Raw genomic sequence first — 20,029 nt, 5'->3', positions numbered from 1 at the left:
AGCTTACCCGTTTTGTTTTTTGATTTTTTTAAAGGCTTCCAGTGTAGCCGCCCGCGCCTTGCTGTGGTCAACAAGAGGGCTTGGGTAGAGCGACTCATCCGTGAACAGGGAATTCCCGGCGTTGGGGTTGTGAATGGATTTGTTATCCAGTTCCCTGAGTTCCGGTAACCACTGTCGCAGGAAATCGCCATCAGGATCAAATTTTTCCGACTGGCTGACCGGATTAAACATACGGAAGTAAGGTGCGGCATCGGTGCCGGTACTGGCCGCCCATTGCCAACCTCCGTTGTTGGACGCGATATCGCCATCGACCAGGTGCTTCATAAAGAAGCTTTCCCCCAGCCGCCAGTCGAGACGCAGATCTTTACTGAGATACATCGCCACAACCATCCGTAAGCGGTTGTGCATCCATCCCGTCGCAACCAGCTGGCGCATGGCGGCATCAACAATCGGAACGCCGGTTCGTCCTTCCTGCCAGGCTGTTAAGAGGTCTGTGTCCTGCTTCCAGGGAATCTGATCGGTTTCCGGCTGAAACGCTTTGCTCATGCAGACTTTCGGGAAGCACACCAGAATGTGTCTATAGAACTCCCGCCAGATCAGTTCGCTCATCCAGGTGGTCAGTCCGGCATTGCCTGTATCCAGCTCACCACTGTTGGCTTGCCTTGCGGCTGAAAAGCATTGCCGAACCGACAGCACGCCGGTTGTCAGGTAGGAAGACAGCATGCTGGTACCGGGGCGTGCTGGGAAGTCCCGATCGTCTTTATAGCTCTCGCTTTTATCCTGAATAAACGCTTTGAGTTGCTGGTGCGCCGCTTTTTCTCCTGCAGGCCAAAGGTTTGTCTCCGAGAGTGTGGGCTGTATATCGGGAAGTGGGTCGGATGAAAGCTGCCCTTTGAGAGGCTTTTGTTTTGCAGGCGCAGGATAAGGCTGATGTTGCTCCGGCGTCAGATCCCGATATAACGCCTTACGAAACGGAGTGAAAACCTTGAAGGGCTGTCCCTGTTTGTTGAGTAGTTGTCCGGGCTTGATCAGTACATCATCGGTGAAGCGGTGACAATTGAACCCTTGCTGTTGAAAGGCCTGCTCCACAGCATCATCACGGCGTTGCTCGTTGATGCCATATTCATCGTTAAACCAGAGATTTTGGCAGCCCAACTCTTTGGCTACTTGCAGCAGTGCCTCGGGTGCATCCGCAAATCGATTCAGGTTGCGAGTCAGGAGAGGAATGTTGAGAACGCTCAGGTTCTTTTCCAGAACCTTTATATTTTCAAGCCAGAACCAGAGTTTGTTGGGGCTGTCATTGTGCTCCTGCCACTGACCGGGAAAGCTGAACCAGATACAGATGACCGGGCCGTTTTGGCTGGCTTGATAGAGTGCGGTGTTATCGCGGCTGCGCAGATCCCTGCGCAGCCAGATCAGTTGAAGAGTGTTGTCGCTCATACGTGCGATAAACCTGTTTAGAATTCTTCGTCGAGAAAGGCCATCAGTGGCTCTTTGCCGGCTTCGATCTCCTTAAGCAGCAGTCGCGTTTCGGGCAGAACTTTGCTCAGGAAGAACGCCGCAGACTTGATTTTGGCATTGTAGAATGCCGCTTCACTGCTGCCTTTGTCCAATGCCTCTTTGGCCAGCGCGGCCATTTTTAACCATAGCCAGCCTCCCAGTGTCAGCCCCATCAGTCGTAGAAACGGAGATGCTGCCTGTGCGGCCTGTTCCGGATCTTTTAATCCTTCCTTGCTGAGCCATAAAGTGGCTGTCTGTAAATCCTGCAGGGCGTGGCGAACCTGTTCGCTGTGGGGTTGCTGTTCCAGTTTGGCAATATCATCGTTAATGAGTGACAACAGGCTGCGCATAGCCCGGCCACCATTGGAGGGCAGCTTGCGGCCGACCAGATCCAGCGCCTGAATACCGTTGGTGCCTTCGTAAATACGAGTGATGCGCACGTCCCGGGCCAGCTGTTCAATTCCCCAGTCTTTGGTATAGCCAGAGCCGCCCAGGGTCTGGATGGCCAGATTGCAGCAGGTGGAGCCTTCATCTGTCAGGTGGGCTTTAACGATCGGGGTGAGCAGTTGTACGAAATCATCTGCCGCCTGTCGTTGGTCAGGGTCCTTATGATGGCGGGCGACATCAATATGCATACCGGTCCAATAAGCCAGCGCGCGATTGGCTTCAATCATGGTCTTCTGGCGCAGCAACATCCGGCGGACATCGGGATGAACGGTAATGGTGTCGGCCGGTTGGTTGGGCTGTTTGGGGCCGGTGACGCTGCGGCTCTGCTGACGTTCTTTGGCAAAGGCCAGTGCCGTCTGGTAGGCCGAGACTGAAGCTCCCAGCCCTTGCAGGCCTACCATAAGTCTCGCGTCGTTCATCATGGTAAACATGGCATGAAGGCCGCGATGGGGTTCGCCAACCAGCCATCCGGTGGCTTCTTCCAGACTGATAAAGCAGGTTGCGGAACCTTTGATGCCCATCTTGTGTTCCAGTCCGGTACACCAGATTGGGTTTCTATTTTCGTCTTTGGCTTCCTCACCAAGGAATTTGGGAACCAGAAACAGGGAAATGCCTTTTACGCCGGAAGGGGCATCGGGCAGTTTGGCGAGAACGAGATGAATAATATTGTCGGCCAGATCGTGCTCACCGCTGGTGATCCAGATCTTGTTGCCGGTCAGCGCAAAACTGCCATCGTCGTTTGGTACGGCCTTGGATTTGATCAGGCCAAGATCGGTTCCACATTGGGGTTCGGTTAAACACATGGTGCCGGTCCATTCGCCGGTTGCCATGCGTGGCAGGTATTTGTGTTTGAGTTCTTCACTGGCATGGGCGGAGATGAGATTCATGGCGCCAATGGTCAGACCGGGATACATGCTGAGTGACATATTGGCTGAGCAGGACATCTCTTCCATGACGAAGCCGAGCAGATGGGGCATGGCCTGTCCGCCATAGGCTTCATCCAGCGCCATGCTGAGCCAGCCGCCTTCAGCGAAAGCCTTGTAAGCCTGTTTGTATTCATTGGGGGTGGTTACTGAGCGGGTGTCGGGATGATAGGTGCAGCCCTGTTCATCGCCTGGAGCATTGGCGGCCAGGAACTCGTTCTCACAGATGCGCGCACCCTCTTCGAGAATCGCATCGATCAGATCAGGAGTGACTTCCGAGAATTTTTCGATCTCATCGGTACGACCACCTTGCAAGAGTTCGTTGATCAGAAAACGAATATCCCTGAGTGGGGCCTGATAGTGTGCTGACATGGAAGGTAACTCCGGATAAAGTTATAGAAAGAACTTATACAACTTTTGAGATTTGTATAACTTTACGCTGGGTCAGCTCTATTGGATCACCGTCGAGGCAGGAGCTTATGAGTGCAGAAACAGGCTGGTGGAGAACCGGTAATAACAAACTGTTGCTAACCGGTGGAACCGGCTTTATCGGTCGATTCCTGGTTCCGGAATTGCTGGCGGATGGCTGGGATGTTGTTGTACTCAGCCGCCAAAATGAGCAGGCGGTGGCGCGAGTGTTAGGTCACAGCGTAAAGACTATCAGGGATTTCAATGATTGGCCTTACGATGAAGATCCCGCGGCCTGTATCAACCTTGCAGGCGAAGGCATTATGGATAAACGCTGGAGCCTCGTACGCAAAAAGGCTCTTCGCGACAGTCGTATAGGTCTGACGGAGCGGCTTGGAGAATGGTTAAACCAGCGAGGTGCTCGCCTATCTGTCTTGTTGAGTGGCTCGGCGGTGGGTTATTACGGCACGGCGCACGGTGATCAGCCTCTGAAAGAAGATGCGCTGGCTGGAGATGATTTCTCGGCCCGGCTGTGTGCGGATTGGGAAGCTGCAGCGGCTAAGGTGCCTGCGGATCGTTTATGTCTGATCCGAACCGGTATTGTTTTGCATCCAAATCATGGTGCCCTGGTGAAACTGCTGCCGCCATTTCGTATGGGGTTAGGTGGCCCGGTTGGCCATGGTCGGCAGGTTATGCCGTGGATTCATATTCACGATATGGTGGCCGCTATTGTCCATTTGCTGAACCATCAGTCGGCCAGTGGGGCATTCAATATGGTGGCGCCTGGAGCGGTGGATAATCGGGAATTTACCAAAAGTCTGGGGCGTGCCGTGCATCGTCCGGCAATATTTCCTGCACCGGCATTTGTGATGAGGCTGGCTTTTGGTGAGGGGGCAATGTTATTGCTGGAAGGGCAGCGACCCATACCTGCGGGGCTGGAAAGCCAGGGCTTTACCTTCCGTTTCCCATCCCTGCCTGAAGCCTTGTCTGATCTACTTTAGCGAGTGGACTCATAGAGGCGGGAGAACATGCGTTTACCGACCGCCTCACTCTTCATCCGGTACAGCGTTGCGGGTCTGTTGCTACCGTAGCGTTTCTCACCGGTGCCTTCCAGAACAGTCTCTTCATTAAAACGATTGCGCAATGAGCGCATAGGTGGTGCTTTACCCAGCAAGCTCTGGAAGACATCCCGGATATCAGCCAGAGCAAAACTTTCTGGCAGCAGATAGAGAGGAAGCGTCGTGTACTGGATCTTGTTACACAGACGTTCAATCGCTGCCTTCAGCAGTATTTGATGGTCGTAAGCCAGGGCAGGCAATTCGCCTCCTGGTGTGATGTCATGCCAGCGGGCATCAGGCGTATCGGCTTCCGGTTCATCTCTCATCAGCGCGAAATAAACCACGGTTAATGACCAGCCCCGGCTGTCCCGGGAGTCGTTGCCGATGGTTTCTACCTGTTCCAACCAGGAGGGCACGGTCTGGGTCAGGTAGCCGATATGGCGGCGGGCCGCCTGTTCGAGATTATGATCCTGGCTGATTTCAATGCGCCCCGCCGGCAGGGCAAAAGGGTGACGGGCGTTTGGATGCCCGGCAGGGGCTGTCAGAACCTGCAGCTGACCTTGATGCAGGCGCAATACCACACAATCCACCGAAATCAGGGCCATGGATAAGGGGAGGGGCTCTGTGGCCGGGTTGTGCGCTGAGCTCTGGCTCATGTCCGTCTGCGGTCTCGTTTAGAGGAATAACCGGTTATCTGAAATAACCAAACTGTCTGTTGTTCATCTTGACAGCTTTTGGAATCAGTTTCACTATGTTAAGGAATCTAGTTCACTTAGTATAATTATTCAGTCGTGGGGAATATGCTCGAAACAGAAATCACCATACAGCAGGGCGTTCTGCCCGTGCCTCCCCGTGAGCGGGTGGCATCCCTGGATGTGGATGCCCAGAACTGCTTTACCCCGGTATGCCCGAATGAGCTGCCGATTCCGGAAGGCACTGAAATTGTTGCGGAATTGAACCGTCAGGCGCTGCTGGCGTCTGTCCGTATCGGCTCCAAGGATGCCCACCCTGCAGGTGCTGTATGGGAAGCTGACGAGCAGCACCCGCCACTGACCCCGCTGGGTGAAGACGCGGGTGAGAATGTTGATATTCGCTGGCCCCGCCATGCCGTGCCGGGTACCAAAGGCTTTGAGTTGATTGAGGGGCTTCCCCGCCCTGCCGACTACGATTTCTTCACCTGGAAAGGTGTTGAGCCGGATATGCATCCCTACGGCTGCTGCTATCACGATCTGGCCGAACGCATGAGTACCGGTGTTATCGAGTACCTGAAGGTACGTGGTATTGAGACCGTTTTGGTAGGTGGCTTGGCGCTGGATTACTGCGTGAAGACCTCGGCGCTGCAACTGGCCCGGGCGGGCTTTCAGGTTGTCGTGAATCGTGCGGCCTGTCGTGGTCTGGCTCCGGAAACTGTTGAGCTGGCACTGCAGGAAATGGCCGATGCCGGTATTGAAGTGGTAGAGAGTGTAGAACAGCTGCAGGTGATGTAAGCCTGCAGTTCATGATTGATTTTGGGCGCTGACCGCCCAGGCCGTTTTGTTATGTCTTATCCCATTATTCGTTCGCTGCTGGACACTGATTTTTACAAGCTGACCATGCAGCAGGCCATCTTTCATCATTACCCGACAGCGGTAGTTGATGCCCGCTTCCACTGTCGTTCGGATGTGGATCTACGGCCATTGGCTGACGAGGTGCGCGAGCAGATTGATGCATTGGCACAGTTGCAGCTGACACAGGATGAAAAAAGCTGGCTGACCGGCACTGGTATCTTCCAGGGTGATTATCTGGACTGGCTGGAACAGCATCGCCTGGATCCTTCCAGGGTTGATGTTGAGATCACCGAGCAGGCTCTGGAAGTGAATGTTCAGGGCTCCTGGCTGGAAGTGACCCTGTTTGAAATTTACATTCTGGCTATTGTCAGTGAGCTGTACGGACGTCGCTATCAGGCGGGTGCAAGCCTTGAGCAGGCGCGGGATAACCTGCAGGTGAAAATCCAGTGGCTGCAGAGTCAGGTGGATAAGGCCGAAGGTTTTCACTTTGTTGATTTTGGTACCCGCCGTCGTTTTAGCGGAGCCTGGCATCGAGAGTTGCTGGAAACTCTGCAGCAGGAAGTGCCGGAATATATTCAGGGCACCAGTAATATTCTGCTGGCGAAAGAGTTGGGTCTGCAGCCGGTGGGTACAATGGGGCATGAATGGCTGCAGGCGCATCAGGCGCTGGTGGATGATCTGGCAACCAGTCAACGTCGTGCGCTGGAAGTCTGGTTTGAAGAGTACAAAGGCAAGCTGGGTATCGCGTTAACCGATACCATCAGTATGTCGGCGTTTCTGAAAGATTTTACTGGCGAGCTGGCGCAGCGATATATCGGTATGCGCCATGATTCTGGTGAGCCAATTGAATGGGGAGAGCGTGCCGTTGCCCATTATGAGCAGCTGGATATCGATCCACGTTCTCGTAATCTGGTCTTCAGTGACGGTTTGGATTTCACCCGCGCCTGGGAGATCAGTCATCACTTTGCTGGTCGTATCAATACAAGCTTCGGGATTGGTACCTGGCTGACGAACGATGTTGGCGGTAAGCCGTTAAACATGGTTTTAAAATTAGTGTCGTGTAATGGTCAGCCGGTTGCCAAAATCTCCGATGCTCCGGGTAAGACCATGTGTCTTGATACGGGCTATGTGGAAAACCTCAAGCGTATCTATGGTCTGATCTGACAGCGTCATCTAACGCAGGTCTGTTATTACAGACCTGCGTATCACTTCTAAACTGGTCACTCCTCTTTACCCCCTGACTGTTTCGATAGTCTGGTTCGCGTTTCCGTGAGGAGTGTGTCATGACTGTTTCTCTATGGGGCAGGTTGCAGCGTTTACTACCTTTCAGGCCGCAATCTCTCTCAGCTCTGCTTCTTTCCTGCGTTGCCCCGGTTTTATTCGCCAGCCCCAGCCTTCAACTGCAATCCATTATTCAGGATGAACAGAATCTGACCTATGTCGTCCGAGCCAAAATCTATGAGGAGCATCCGGATCTTCTGGTGCTGACCTCCCGTGGCGATCATGAGCGTGGTGGTTCGGAAGGTGGGCTGAGTCTTTATGATGTGTCATCACCGGCGACCCCAACCTTGACGGGTCGTTGGTATCCAGAAACCGCCAAAGTCAGTCTCAAAATAGATAACTGCATGGAAGGGCAGGCGCTCTGGGGGAATTACTTGGCAGCGTTATCTATTTACACCGGGAAGCTGCATATTCTCGATATCAGTGATCCGAAAAAGATCGGACATTTAAGTACGTTGCCGCTGGATGGCGTTGGTGTGCTGCCTTACTTTCGTGCGCTGCATGTGAAAATTTATTCCTCGGGGAAAAAGAACTTCGCGATTATCACGGCCCCGCAAGCGTCTCAACTGGTGGCTGTTGATGTGACTGATCCCAAACATCCCAAGCAGATTGCCAGTATCGACCTTGGATTTTCGTTTATCTTCGGTGAGGGGCTGGAAGGTGTGCATGTGGAGGGCGATCACGCCTACTGCGGCGCCTTTCATGGAAACCGTTTTGTCGTTGTTGATCTCTCCGGTCTGGTCCAGGGTAAGGGGATGAAGATTGTTAAAACCCTGCAGGATGATGCTTACGATCAGATGGTTTCACTGAAAGATCCGCGCGATAAGTATTCCCATATTCTCTACTCGGCGGCCTGGGGTTCTCCCGGTGGCGTGGTGGCCTTTGATGTTTCCAATCCTTCTGAACCCAAGGAGGTCGGAAAGCTGATTGATAAAACGCTCTCCAAATCCAATCGCATCAAGATGAGCGGCAACACCATTTTTTCTCCTATGGAAGTTGGGAGCGGTGGTGTAAGTGTGATTGATGCCACCGATCCAACGCATCTCAAAAAAGTCACAACTGTCACCAATATCCATGATGACAAGGGGCACTCCATTGCTGCCCCCTATGCCATGGCGATTAAAGACGACTATTTGTATTTGTTTGGCACCAGTGGAGCCAATATGGCGGTGATGAAGATTTCTGGGCAGTAGAGCGGAAATAAAGTTTGAGCCGTCATGACTCTCCTGCATCAGCTTGTTTGTTAGGTCTGATGCAGGGAGTGGATAAGTCTGTTAATTGTGCTGCAGAGTGATGGTGTAGTGGATGGAAAGCTTGGTGGCATCGGAGGGCAGTGAGGCTGTCTTTGCTCCAGTCAGCTGTCCGTTAGCCAGCGTCAGGTTGTACACATAGTTGAAGTCCTGTGAGGCATACGGGTCGATGGAGAGGGTGATGACATTGTCATCCGACAGGGTGACATTGTTGGAGAAGGTCTGACCATTGCACTGATTCTTCAGGTACTGTTTGCACAGGGAATCATTAGCCGCGTCGGTCGCTGTAGGTGGTGCAAAGTGCAGCTGAGCGGACGGGTTGGTGGTATCTATGGATATTTCGGCCGTCATCTGGCAACTGCAGGTGGGCGTATTGCCACTGCCCAGAGCCATGAAGTTCTGGCTGTGGAGTGCCGTGGATGAATCTTTGCTTTTGATCGTGGTATCAAAGGTGCCGGACCACTTGCCATCAAAAGGTGAGTTATCAGCGCAAAGAGGAAAAGCCATAAGGGCACTGGCGGCAAGAATTATTCGGCCAATAGTGAAACCTGAGGGACGCATACCAAACCTCTTGGAGGGAATCTGGAAAGCAAATGCCGCAGGGGAGTCTAGCCAAAGCTGTATGGGCTGCCTTATTGGAATAAGGCGACTTCGGAAAATTTATTGTCTCCGTACTTGCAAAGACCTCAATGTTTATGGAGAATCCACACCCGTTCTCTGCAGCTCAGTCTGTAAGAACTGTCTCTGTGGTGGGCCTGCCGGTCCTCTCGCAATGGGCAGCTGTGAACTCCGCCAGGCCCGGAAGGGAGCAACGGTAGCAGTGCGCACATGTGCCGAGATGTGGCTGGCGGGTCCGCCTCCATTCTTGCGTTTCTCGCAATACTCTTCTGCTTTATTGTCCCAGCTCTACATTCGAGCATTCGTTACACTGGTTTCCCCCGTGCATAAAAGCAGCAACTCAGTTAGCATAGTATGCTGTTTTTCGTCTTCGGTCAGAGAGCTGAATGGTGGCTAATAACCCATGAGTTATCAGGTGCTTGCGCGCAAATGGCGCCCCCGTAACTTCAAGGAACTGGTGGGGCAGGTCCATGTTTTGCAGGCGCTGGTGAATGCCCTCGACAATAACCGGCTGCACCATGCTTACCTGTTTACCGGCACCCGCGGTGTCGGCAAGACCACCATCGCCCGGATTCTGGCCAAGTGCCTGAATTGTGAAACCGGCGTAACCTCCGAGCCTTGTGGCCAGTGTTCCGCCTGTAAAGAAATTGATGAAGGCCGTTTCGTTGATCTGATTGAGGTCGATGCGGCTAGTCGTACCCGCCTGGAAGATACTAAAGAGCTGCTGGATAACGTCCAGTACGCACCCACGCGCGGGCGCTTCAAGGTCTACCTCATCGATGAGGTGCACATGCTCAGTACCCACAGTTTCAACGCCCTGTTGAAAACTCTGGAAGAGCCGCCTCCCCATATTAAATTCCTGCTGGCAACCACGGATCCGCACAAGCTGCCGATCACGATTCTGTCCCGCTGCCTGCAGTTCAGCCTGAAAAATATGCCGCCGGAAAAGGTGGTGGAACATCTTGAGAATGTTCTCAAGGCAGAAAACGTACCCTTTGAAATGCCTGCGCTATGGCAATTGGGTCGCGCCGCAGACGGCAGTATGCGTGATGCGCTCAGTCTGACGGATCAGGCCATTGCCTACTGTGGTGATACCCTGACCAGTCAGGGCGTAACTGCGATGCTGGGAACCATAGATCAGGATCAGGTTTACCGAGTTCTGGATGCACTGGTATCCGGGCAGGCCGGTAGTGTACTGCAGGCCGTGGCAGAACTGGCCGAACATGGGCCGGACTATGTTGCGGTGCTGGCGGATATGCTTTCCGCTCTGCATCGTGTGGCGCTGGCTCAGGCTGTGCCTGATGTTGTGGATAACAGTCAGGGTGATCGTGAGCGTATTTTGCAGCTGGCCGGGCAGGTGACTGCTGAAGATCTGCAACTCTATTATCAGACTGGTCTTATCGGTCGTCGGGATCTGCCTTTATCGCCAGATCCCCGTTCGGGCTTTGAGATGGTTCTACTGCGTATGCTGGCCTTCCGTCCGGATGGTGTACCAACTGCTCCCTCCCAGCCGCTTCCGGGAGGCTCAGCAGGTAATGCGTCTCAGCCTCGAGAGGCTCAGCAGGCTCCGGCCAGTCAGCCGGAAGCCACGGGTGAAAAAGAAGAACCCGAGCCCGCAGGTGGAATATCACAATCTCCAGCTGCGGCATTGTTGAATGAGACACAAGTCGAGACGACTCCTGTTGCGCGCCCTGAGTCAGAACCGGTTGCTGTTGTGGAAGCTGCGCAAACAAACGCTCAGCCTCAGCCAGCTTCGGCTGAAGCTATTGAGTCAGCTGGTGCAGAGGTTGCCGTTGCTGAAGCGGAACCTGTAGCCGCTCCACAGCCTCAGGACGATTCTCCACCCTGGAATGATGAAACCGCTGGCAGTTATATGCCGGATGGTCCGCCGCTGTCTGCCTATGATGACCAGCCGGCCTCAGATGAGGATTACGACAACAGCTATGCGGTGATGCCTGCGGTTCTGCCTGAACGGTTCCGTTCCGATGAGCCTGTGTCTGATACGCAGGTTCAGCCTGAGCCTGCACCTCAGCCGGCCAGTATGGCATCAGCGGTGACCAGTCAGCCTGTGCAGAATACTGCCCACGTGCCTGCTGGAGAAGAGCGGCCCAAAGTGCCGCTGGCCGACTTCGTGCCTCAGCAGTGGATACCGATCAGTGAAGCCTTGCGGATTGGCGGGGTGACCGGGGCCATTGTCTCCAACTGTGAGCTGGCCTCGGTGAGTGGCAATCAGGTGGTTCTGCGTCTTGATGGCGCACACGATACGCTTTACAGCGATGTGCATCGCGTGCGTATTCAGGAAGCACTGAGCAATTATTTTGAAGCCGGTATCTCCCTTGAGGTGGAAACCGGTGATATTCAGACCGAAACACCGGCGGCTTATCGTGAGCGCCGTCGTCTTGAGCGTCTGGCGGAAGCCCGGGAAAGCTTTGTTAATGATGACCGGGTTCAGGCTCTGGTGCAGGCTTTCTCTGGAACGATTCAGGAACACACGATTGAACCTGTGGGTTAGAGTCCCCATATAAGCAATAGTCGTTTTTAAACCCCTATACAGGATGATGCAGTTATGATGAAAGGTGGCATGGGCGGCCTGATGAAGCAGGCCCAGAAGATGCAGGAACAGATGCAGAAAATGCAGGAAGAGCTGGCCAATGCTGAAGTGGTTGGTGAATCCGGTGCCGGTATGGTGAAAGTGACCATGACGGGTCGTCACGATGTTCGCCGTGTTGAAATCGACCCTGCCCTGATGGGAGACGACAAGGAAATCCTGGAAGATCTGATTGCTGCTGCTATGAACGACGCTGTTCGTAAAGTGGAAAAGAATCAGCAGGATCGTATGTCTGACCTGACCGGTGGCATGGGTATGCCTGCCGGCTTCAAGATGCCGTTCTGATCAAAACGTATTGTTTGGCTAACGAGTAACAGGGAGGTCATCAGCCTATGTCATTCAGCCCATTGATTGTCCAGCTTATGGACTCCCTGCAGTGTCTGCCGGGTGTGGGTCCCAAATCTGCACAGCGGATGATGCTGCATCTGCTGGAGCGTGACCGTAAGGGCGCTTTCAAACTGTCTGAAGCTTTGCAGCAGGCCGCTGAAAAGGTTGGCCACTGTCAGCGCTGCCGTACGTTGACCGAAAGCGATATCTGCGAGATTTGCTCTGACCCTCGCCGTGATGCCGGTCTGGTCTGCGTGGTAGAAACGCCTGCGGATGTGCTGGCTATCGAACAGGCTGGAGGCTTTAAAGGTCACTACTTCGTGCTGATGGGACATCTGTCGCCTATCGACGGGATTGGTCCGGAAGATATCGGTATCGATCAGTTGCTGGCTCAGGTAGAAGGCGATGAGGTGCAGGAAGTCATTCTTGCTACGAATCCAACGGTCGAAGGCGAAGCGACTGCTCACTATATTGCTGCCAGTCTGCGTAAGCTTGGGGTGAAGGTTTCCCGAATTGCCCACGGTGTGCCGTTGGGTGGGGAGCTGGAATATATTGATGGCGGCACATTGATGCATGCCTTTGCCGGTCGTCGTGAGCTGGTGGATTGATCGCTACGAGCGACTGATAGACAAGCTACTTATGAATAAGCCCGCGGTTGCGGGCTTATTTATGTCTACTCGTTCCCACGCTCAGCGTGGGAACGATATCTAACTGAAAGTTATTGCCACTCTTTCAACAAGCGATTGGCCTTGGCGATATCCAGGCTCTCTTCCGCATGCACAGGCGTCATGGCAACTGCTTCCCGCAGGTAGGCCAGAGCTTCCTCTTTCTTCTTGTCGCCGAAGACCCGGTGCAGGGCAATGGCATATTCCAGACGGGTGACAGGCAGGGCCGGCTTGGCATCCAGAGCTACACCGAAATACTTCTCCATATCATCCACAGTTGCGCCGTAAGTCATACGGGCCAGGAACTTGCTGCCGGATTTTTCCACAATGCCGCCATGCAGGCCGCCCAGGGAGGCGTAACCGTACATATGTGATGGGTAAAGGCTGATTAGTTTCTCCAGGCTCTTCTTCATCGGCTTGGTGTAACCGGTGGCCAGAGCCTTGGCCATGGACAGATCTTCAGCAATACGGGCTTTGGCGTAAGCGTTGCCGAACAGGATGAACGGATAGTCCGGCACATACTTTTCCATGCGGTCAGTAGTATCAATGACCTCACGCAGCATGGTGTGCTTTTCTTCCTGCGTATTGGACAGGTGCTGAGCATAGATGGATTGGGCATAGAGGCCGGGAATATAACCCATAGGGCCGAGACGCATACCCAGCTCACGGGCATCCTGGAAGCGACCTTCAAACAGGAAGCGCCAGGTCTGCTGAATCAGCTCTGCATAAAACTGGTAGTCCTGCTCGGTCAGGGTATCGGAGATTACATAATCAATGCCCATGGCTTTGGAGTTTTCCCGCAGCTCCTTAATGGAGAGATCCATAGCTTCAGGATATTGCTCGGCCATGGATTTGATGTAGGCCACATCCGGGAATGGCTCTTTTGTACCACGGGTCAGAAGATCCCAGTTGGCTTTAAGCTTGTCGCCGCTGTAATCAAATTTAGGCAGTTCGGCCGGATAGCTGTTCCACTGTTCGGGTGTGGTATTGGCACTGGCCAGTGAGCCAATCAGAACCAGAGTGGCTGTGAGCACTCTGAACAGGGATGAACGGAAAAGCGATGTCATTGGCTGCAACTCCGGTATTTTTGTTGTTATCAAAGTTGTTATTAAAGCTGATACCGGAGCATGCTAACACGGTTAATTAACCTGGAATTGACCGCTTTGACACTTGGGGGTTATTCCAGAGTAAGGTGGCTGGTGTCGGGAGCCGGCGGTGGTGGCGTGTCATCCTGATCAAACAGGTAGCCTTTCTGTTCTTTCAATGTGAGATGGGACGTATCCGGCATGGGGGGAACTGGCTCCGGCTCATGGGGGTTCACATCCGAGCCAGTGGGCGCGACAGACCATCCGCTTTGTACGGGTTCTTCTGCAGGCTTTGGTGCAGGTGCAGGTGCAGGTGCAGGTGTAGATGTTGGTGATGCTGTTGATGTCGGTTCAGCGGGTTCCGATGGTTGTGGTGCTGGAGCTGCTTGCGTCGCAGCGGCGGGCTGCCCCATCGCACGCAAGGTGCAGATCAACCCGGCAGACTTGAGTTTCTGTTGATAGGATTCCGCTGTCGCCTGATCCAGCTTGTTTTTCAGAACAACCGTGGCCCCGGAAAATAATTTCTCCAGCTGCTCCGGGCCGGCCCGAAACAGCTTGGCCGCATTGTTGCGGACTTTCTGGGGATCGGCACCGGGTACAGCCTGTCCCGAGAAGACCAGTTCATACAGAGCGGGAGTGGTGTCTGCCATGGTCAGATAACCCGTTTCTTCTATTTATCCTTGATGCTGTCTTTGTATCACACTGCTGCAGGAAATGCAGGTGATGTTGCTTCGCCACAGGGCAAGCCTGTGGCGAATGCAGAGGTGCTTACTCGAATGTGTATTCAGTAATGGCGTCAGCCGTCATGCCGTAAAGGGTATCGGTGTACTCGGACGTGTTGTTCTCCACCTTCAGAGTACCTTCCAGCCAGTAAGGGGTGTAACCGGCTTCCGTCACCTTGATGCCTTTGTCGAAGCGAATGAAGATGGTCTGGTTCGGCGGCGGTGGTGGTACATGGACGCAGGCACCAAGGGTTGGCACCAACAGCAGCTCGGTCGCCATCTGGTTCTTATCCATATTCAGTGGTACCAGGTAGCCGGGAATGCGCACCTTGTTTTTATCAAGAGCCTGTACCGGGGTGTTACCCAGTTTACTCATATAGCGCATGGCATCGGCGTAGGTGATTTTGCCTTCTTCAAACTCCTTCACCACCTTTTCGTCCACCGGTGGGCTGAGCTCGCTCCAGTCCAGTTCCCGAAGACCTTCAGCTTTTTGCTCTTTGGCCGGCACCTTGTCTGTGGCCGTAGTGGCCTGCAATTGTGTTGCAGGAAGCAACAAGGCGGCAGTCAGCGTACTGGCCATTAGGGCTTTGGAGAGCAGAGTGCTCCGCAGTAGGTTTCCAGTCATTGTTATTCTCCTTTACACCCGAATGGTCAGTCCATCGGACAGTGAGTTTCGGTAAGCCCGCCAGGCCGGGATAGCCCCCAGCAAGGTTGCGCAGCCAATAATGGCGGCTGCCAGTGTGGCCTCAAAAGTGCCCGGGGTGGTGATGGCAATATAAAGCCCCCACTGACTTTGCAGCAGTGGCTGAATCATAAACAGCAGACCATAAAGCAATGCAAAGCCAAGCGCTGTGCCTGCAATGGCGTAAATAAGAGCTTCCATAATCAGCAGTATGAATATGTGGGCCGGTCGGGCACCGACCGCTCTCAGAATAGCCATCTCACGTCGTCTTTCCCGCAGTGAGGTCATAATTGTGGTCAGCATACCCATCAGGCCGGCAACAACAACCATAAATGAAACGGCCAACAGGGCTTTTTCCGCAGAGCCGACCAGTTGCCAGAGTTCTCCCAGCGCGACGCCGGGGAGAATGGCCGTCAGAGCTTCCTGTGGATACTCGTTAACGGTACGCTGGTAACGGAATGCCGCGATACGGGATTTCAAACCGACAAAATAAGCGGTGACGCTGGTGGGCTCGAGTCCCATGGCTCTGGCTTTATCTGCAGAAATAGTGAAAGGACCGACCGGTGGTGCACCGTTGGCCCAGTCAATATGCAGGGCTTCAATACCTTCGAGCGAAATCATGATCACCCGATCCATCGGCGTACCGGTTGGTTTCAGCACGCCAGATACCACAAACGGTTTGTCTTTGTGCTCCTGCAGGCTTTGGGTTTCCATGCCGTGGCTGAGAGTGATCTTGTCGTTTACCTCATAACCTAAAGCCGCGGCGACTTCCGAACCGATAACGGCATCGTAGAGATCGTTAAATGGCTCGCCGGCATTAAATGACAGCGGTGTTGTATCGGCATACTTGAAGTGGCGGAACATATCTTCATTGGTGCCGACTACGCGATAGCCTTTGTGGGAATCGCCCAGAGCTATGGGGATGGTCCAGGCGACAGCCCTGTTATTGGCCAGATCCTGATAGGTTTCCCAGGTGATATTGTTGGTGGCATTGCCAATATGAAACACTGAGTAGAGCAGCAGGTTAAGAGAGCTGCTGCGGGCACCAACAATCAGATCGGTGCCAGATACTGTGCTTGTAAAGCTGTTGCGGGCTTCAACCCGAACCCGTTCCACGCCCAGCAGCAGTGCCGTGCTGATGGCGATTGACAAAATGGTAAGCAGAACTGTGGCTTTCCGGTTTTTCAGGCTTTTCAGGGCCAGCGATAAAAGAGACATTAGATAGCCTCCTTTTGTTGGGCGCCGTGAGCCAGAGCCTGATTCAGATCGGGAAGTGACAGGGAGCGGTCAAACAGCGGCTCAAGAGCAGGGTCATGGCTGACAAATATCAACGTACTGTCTGCAGCGTCACACTCATGGAACAGCAGCTTGATAAAGGCTTCCCGGGCTTCAGTATCCAGTGCCGAGGTTGGTTCATCGGCAATGACGAGTTCCGGGCTGCCAATCAGTGCCCGTGCAGCTGCGACTCTTTGTTGCTGGCCAATACTCAGTTCGGTAACCGGTCTTTTCAGCAGCTGAGGATCATTCAGCCCAAGGTGGCCTAGCAGGCGCAGAGCCTCCTGCTCCTGAGTCGTTCCCTTTGCAGTAACTTTCTTTAGTCGGGTTTTGGAAAAGCCCAAAGGCAGAACCACGTTTTCGATAACCGAAAGATAAGGGATCAGGTTAAACATCTGGAACAGAAAACCGATATGTTCCGCCCGGAAGTGGTCGCGACGGGAGGGGGAAAGACGGGGTAAGTCACTTCCTAAAACATGAACTGTGCCGTCTGTCGGTGTCAGCACACCGCCAAGCAAACCAAGCAGAGTGGTTTTACCAGAGCCGGAAGGCCCCCGGATAAATACCTTCTCTCCAGCGAAGAGGCTCAGCTCGGAAATCTTCAGAACGGGCTTGTCCTGAGTCCAGCAAAAGACAGTGTTATGCAGCTGGACAACCGGCAGACGGCTAGTGCTCATATCAGAAACGAACCTCTGGCTTTTCCCGGGTCAGGGTTGCTGCACTCTGGCCTTTATCAGTAAAGCCCTGCACTTTCAGCGTCTGACTATTCGGAAATAGCTTAAACAGATTGGCGGTGATGCTATCCAGTTTGTTGATGTCCTTACATTCAAAAACATAGCTGGCAGTAATATCCAGATGGCTGTCTTCAGAGGCGTGGTCATGGCCATGATCATCGTGATGATCGTGTTCGTCATGCTTATGTTCTGCATGGTGGTCGTGTTCATCGTGATGACCATGTTCTTCATGCTCGTCATGGCCGCTATGCTTATCGGCCGCTTCTTTGCTGGACGATGCCTCAGCACTCGCTAAAGAGCAGGAGGCTGCCGGAGACAATGTCCAGAGTTCCTGCTTTTTCAGTTGCGCCAGAGCGTCATTCAGCTGCTGGTGCTGTTTTTCTGTGGTCAGACTTTCAAAGCCCAGAATATCGAATCCCGGTGTTTCCAGTTCCAGGTGCAGCTGCTGACCTTCGACGGCGAAGTTCAACAGGCCGGAGCCGTGTACATGGGCATCCATATGGCGGGTTTGTTCGGCAAAGGTTGCCTGAGATGCAAGAATGCAGGCCGCGGCTGCAGCAGTTTTCAAAAAATGAGTCATGGATAAATCCTAAAAAATAAAAGAGATATTTTATTGTTCAGGAAAGTGCTGGAGGGGCCCGGGGCAGGGTTTTGGTGGGTGTCGTTTGCCGGATGTAGGTGAACTTCCCCAGTGGCGTGTCTATTGAGACAACAGTGATCGCTGTGGGTAGTTCAACGGTTGTTGGTGAAGCCTGAGGGCCAAGTTGGCAGGCTGGAGAGTGGGGGTCATTAACGGGTGATGCTGAGGAGGATTCCTCCTGGCCACTCTGCCAGCTAGCAAAAAGCGTATGAGGTGAAGAGTCTGCGAAGTTATCAGCAACTTCTGTGTTATGAGTGTGGCTGACTGAGTAAAAGGACAACACCAGATAAACAGCCATCATCAGCCAGATTGTGACTGGCGACGATTCTCGTCTATTGCTGATTGTTAGATGTTGGCGTGTTTTCACGTCGTGTGACTCTATCCGGGCATAAGCCTCTCTGGAGGGCAATGACTCTGTTACCCGACTTTATGTAAAGATGTTATAACATAATAAAATTACAGCGCAATCCGGAAGGTTTCCGGAGTGCGCTGTAATGAGAACGGCGTTGCTTTGAGTTTATTGATGAAAGGTTACAGGCGTAGAGTAGGCACGGCTGGCATCATCAGCTGCTGGTTTGCTGTTTTCCCTTTCGCAGGTTTGGCTTTCTGAATGGCGCTGTTGTACTGGCTGATTTTTTCTTTGACCTCAGTAAAAGTCTCATCAAAGTTCGGGCCCTTGTTGGCCATTTCTGTCTGAAGCTCACTAATCAGGCTGCTTAGCTTGTCTTGATTGGCGTGCAACTGTTCCAGAGTTAGCGCCTTTTTGCTGCTGACCTTGGTGCCGGCAAGCTGGTTGAGCTGCTGCCTGGCAGTATCAAGCTGTTGCAGGGCATTATTCAGATACTCAATCAGCTTGGCTTTTTCTTTGGCCTTATCCGGCGGTGCAATTTGATCAGTAAAGTTACTGGCGGCTTTTATCTGATTTTCTGATTTGGTCATCAGCTGTTGAATTGAGGATTCCAGCTTGGCTCTTTTTTTCAGACTGGAAGAGGATTGATCCAGCTTATGCAGACTTTCGCTATATTCCCTCAGCTTACGTGCGCTGGCCATCAGGGCTTTTTGATGGGCGAGAGCCGGCTTTTTAATTGCATTGTTACGTGCCTGAGCAGGCATCGCCAGTTGGCTGGTCTGATCATCCAGCCTGGTGATCTGAGCTTCGAGATCGCTTAGCTGAAGTTGAGACGAGCCCTGTGTCTGTATAGGTGCCGTGGCAACAGTGCTCGCGGTTTTCGGTGCTGTGCTAACCGTGCTGTTGTTCGTAGTTACGGATGGTTCAGTCTTGGTGCTGTTCTGCTGAGGCGGTGGTGGTGCTTTCCGCTTAGGTGTTGGTGAGGTTCTTTCTTGCTGTGGCGGAGGTGATGATGGCTGGGCACCACCGAGGGAGGTCTTTTTCATCGCAGCCAAACTCTCTGAGAAGAGAGAGCTCTTCTTGGGGGGGGCGGTTTCCTGCTGAGGCTGGTTTTGCGGCAGGGATGATTTGCGCTCCGGCGGTTTTGGCTTTGGCTTGGCAGTGGTTTCAGACTGAACAGGTTTGGGGGTTGTGTCACCACCCATGCTTGAGTTCTGCAGGGCTGCGAGTCCCTCTTTGAAGAGTGAACGACTTTCTGAAGATGTTTCGGTTTTGGACTCGGTTGGTGTGCCGGTTGGTAATGAACTTGATCTTTTTGGCGGTGGAGGGCCTTTTCTTTTTGTTGGCTCAGACTGCAGTGTTTCACTTTCCTGTGATCCGGACATCTGGAACCGGGCACCCAGCTGGAGCTGTTCCTGACTTAATTTACCGGGTGTTTTACCTTTGGAATCATTTCTGGCTTCTTCCAAAGATTGATAGATGCTCTCAGGTCTGCGGATTTTTGCTTCCGGGCCAGATTGCAGTTCAGGCTGCTTGTTCTTGGCCAGCGCATCGGCTTCCATTTCCCGAGCGCGGGCTTTGACATTGACGGATGATTTTGGAGTGTTGTTTTCCTGCTTTTTCACCAAACGTTCGCTCAAGGTCTTCGCACTTGGCTTGGGTTTGGTGGCAGGGCGATCCGGACGGGCTTTTTTTACGCTGGTGTTTTCCTGAGGCGTAACCTTGGCGACACCATCACCGTTATCCTCAATGCCTTCTGTTTTTCCGTTATCGGGTGTTGGGGGTAATGGGGTTGTGCTGCCCGATTGAACAGAGCCTGGACCGTTCATAAATTTATCCTCTGGAAATCCCTATCCTGTACAGCTTCAGATTGGCCTTGCAGATAACTGATGGCACCGGAAGCCCGCGTC

At 53.2% G+C, this 20,029-nt stretch carries 19 protein-coding genes and 1 other RNA gene; 8 read left to right on the top strand and 12 right to left on the bottom strand.

Annotated features, from left to right (window positions below; genetic code table 11):
* Positions 1 to 3 precede the first annotated feature (3 nt).
* A complete protein-coding gene (gene phrB, locus EHSB41UT_RS08520; protein WP_087108744.1) occupies positions 4 to 1,440 on the bottom strand; it encodes a deoxyribodipyrimidine photo-lyase in 1,437 nt (478 codons plus the stop codon).
* 17 nt (positions 1,441 to 1,457) lie between these two features.
* Positions 1,458 to 3,242, bottom strand: coding sequence for an acyl-CoA dehydrogenase C-terminal domain-containing protein (locus EHSB41UT_RS08515; protein WP_087108741.1), 1,785 nt, complete (start codon positions 3,240 to 3,242; stop codon positions 1,458 to 1,460).
* Between the two features lie 107 nt (positions 3,243 to 3,349).
* Between EHSB41UT_RS08515 and EHSB41UT_RS08510 the strand changes: the two genes are divergently transcribed.
* Entirely contained in the window at positions 3,350 to 4,279 is a 930-nt protein-coding gene (locus EHSB41UT_RS08510) for a TIGR01777 family oxidoreductase (RefSeq protein WP_087108739.1), read from the top strand.
* Here the strand turns inward: EHSB41UT_RS08510 and EHSB41UT_RS08505 are convergent.
* On the bottom strand, positions 4,276 to 4,992 hold the full coding sequence (locus tag EHSB41UT_RS08505) for an NUDIX hydrolase (protein ID WP_133060447.1): 717 nt from the start codon (positions 4,990 to 4,992) through the stop codon (positions 4,276 to 4,278). The genes EHSB41UT_RS08510 and EHSB41UT_RS08505 overlap by 4 nt on opposite strands.
* Before the next feature lie 144 nt (positions 4,993 to 5,136).
* Between EHSB41UT_RS08505 and EHSB41UT_RS08500 the strand changes: the two genes are divergently transcribed.
* The 3 genes from EHSB41UT_RS08500 to EHSB41UT_RS08490 all read left to right on the top strand — a co-directional run bounded on the left by EHSB41UT_RS08500 (position 5,137) and on the right by EHSB41UT_RS08490 (position 8,357).
* Positions 5,137 to 5,823, top strand: coding sequence for a nicotinamidase (locus EHSB41UT_RS08500; protein WP_087109016.1), 687 nt, complete (start codon positions 5,137 to 5,139; stop codon positions 5,821 to 5,823).
* A 51-nt stretch (positions 5,824 to 5,874) separates the two neighbouring features.
* Positions 5,875 to 7,047 (top strand): nicotinate phosphoribosyltransferase, encoded by a 1,173-nt coding sequence (gene pncB, locus EHSB41UT_RS08495; RefSeq protein WP_087108736.1) that lies wholly within the window; start codon positions 5,875 to 5,877, stop codon positions 7,045 to 7,047.
* Between the two features lie 119 nt (positions 7,048 to 7,166).
* On the top strand, positions 7,167 to 8,357 hold the full coding sequence (locus tag EHSB41UT_RS08490) for an LVIVD repeat-containing protein (RefSeq protein WP_087108734.1): 1,191 nt from the start codon (positions 7,167 to 7,169) through the stop codon (positions 8,355 to 8,357).
* A gap of 81 nt (positions 8,358 to 8,438) precedes the next feature.
* Here EHSB41UT_RS08490 and EHSB41UT_RS08485 read toward each other — a convergent pair whose 3' ends face one another.
* Complete coding sequence (locus EHSB41UT_RS08485; protein ID WP_087108732.1) at positions 8,439 to 8,975, bottom strand: hypothetical protein; 537 nt, start codon at positions 8,973 to 8,975, stop codon at positions 8,439 to 8,441.
* Positions 8,976 to 9,170: 195 nt separating this feature from the next.
* Here EHSB41UT_RS08485 and ffs point away from each other — a divergent pair.
* The 4 genes from ffs (at position 9,171) to recR (ending at position 12,575) form a co-directional block, all read left to right on the top strand.
* Positions 9,171 to 9,267: signal recognition particle sRNA small type (ffs, locus tag EHSB41UT_RS08480), an RNA gene on the top strand.
* A gap of 168 nt (positions 9,268 to 9,435) precedes the next feature.
* Positions 9,436 to 11,544, top strand: a complete 2,109-nt coding sequence (dnaX, locus tag EHSB41UT_RS08475; protein ID WP_087108730.1) for a DNA polymerase III subunit gamma/tau — start codon at positions 9,436 to 9,438, stop codon at positions 11,542 to 11,544.
* A 54-nt stretch (positions 11,545 to 11,598) separates the two neighbouring features.
* Entirely contained in the window at positions 11,599 to 11,925 is a 327-nt protein-coding gene (locus EHSB41UT_RS08470) for a YbaB/EbfC family nucleoid-associated protein (RefSeq protein ID WP_087108728.1), read from the top strand.
* Positions 11,926 to 11,972: 47 nt separating this feature from the next.
* Positions 11,973 to 12,575 carry a recombination mediator RecR gene (gene recR, locus EHSB41UT_RS08465; RefSeq protein WP_087108726.1) on the top strand — a complete coding sequence of 201 codons (603 nt, stop codon included), beginning with the start codon at positions 11,973 to 11,975 and terminating at the stop codon, positions 12,573 to 12,575.
* Between the two features lie 110 nt (positions 12,576 to 12,685).
* Here recR and EHSB41UT_RS08460 read toward each other — a convergent pair whose 3' ends face one another.
* The 8 genes from EHSB41UT_RS08460 to EHSB41UT_RS08430 form a co-directional block, all read right to left on the bottom strand.
* Complete coding sequence (locus tag EHSB41UT_RS08460; RefSeq protein WP_087108724.1) at positions 12,686 to 13,699, bottom strand: tetratricopeptide repeat protein; 1,014 nt, start codon at positions 13,697 to 13,699, stop codon at positions 12,686 to 12,688.
* A 110-nt stretch (positions 13,700 to 13,809) separates the two neighbouring features.
* Complete coding sequence (locus EHSB41UT_RS08455) at positions 13,810 to 14,367, bottom strand: hypothetical protein (RefSeq protein WP_087108722.1); 558 nt, start codon at positions 14,365 to 14,367, stop codon at positions 13,810 to 13,812.
* A gap of 118 nt (positions 14,368 to 14,485) precedes the next feature.
* Complete coding sequence (locus EHSB41UT_RS08450) at positions 14,486 to 15,064, bottom strand: DUF3299 domain-containing protein (protein WP_087108720.1); 579 nt, start codon at positions 15,062 to 15,064, stop codon at positions 14,486 to 14,488.
* 12 nt (positions 15,065 to 15,076) lie between these two features.
* Complete coding sequence (locus EHSB41UT_RS08445; protein WP_087108718.1) at positions 15,077 to 16,339, bottom strand: ABC transporter permease; 1,263 nt, start codon at positions 16,337 to 16,339, stop codon at positions 15,077 to 15,079.
* Complete coding sequence (locus tag EHSB41UT_RS08440; RefSeq protein WP_087108716.1) at positions 16,339 to 17,073, bottom strand: ATP-binding cassette domain-containing protein; 735 nt, start codon at positions 17,071 to 17,073, stop codon at positions 16,339 to 16,341. The genes EHSB41UT_RS08445 and EHSB41UT_RS08440 overlap by 1 nt, the downstream gene beginning before the upstream one ends.
* Before the next feature lies 1 nt (position 17,074).
* Positions 17,075 to 17,710, bottom strand: coding sequence for a ZrgA family zinc uptake protein (locus EHSB41UT_RS08435; RefSeq protein ID WP_087108714.1), 636 nt, complete (start codon positions 17,708 to 17,710; stop codon positions 17,075 to 17,077).
* Positions 17,711 to 17,747: 37 nt separating this feature from the next.
* The gene (locus tag EHSB41UT_RS24460; protein WP_133060446.1) at positions 17,748 to 18,137 is read right to left on the bottom strand and encodes a hypothetical protein; all 390 of its coding nucleotides are present in this window, start codon (positions 18,135 to 18,137) and stop codon (positions 17,748 to 17,750) included.
* Positions 18,138 to 18,301: 164 nt separating this feature from the next.
* Positions 18,302 to 19,948, bottom strand: a complete 1,647-nt coding sequence (locus EHSB41UT_RS08430; protein ID WP_087108712.1) for a hypothetical protein — start codon at positions 19,946 to 19,948, stop codon at positions 18,302 to 18,304.
* Positions 19,949 to 20,029 lie beyond the last annotated feature (81 nt).

Origin of the sequence: Parendozoicomonas haliclonae, from assembly GCF_900174585.1 — a bacterium.
GTDB lineage: Bacteria > Pseudomonadota > Gammaproteobacteria > Pseudomonadales > Endozoicomonadaceae > Sansalvadorimonas > Sansalvadorimonas haliclonae.
The sequence above is the reverse complement of the archived record's forward strand: the minus strand, read 5'-3'. Positions and strand labels throughout refer to the sequence as shown.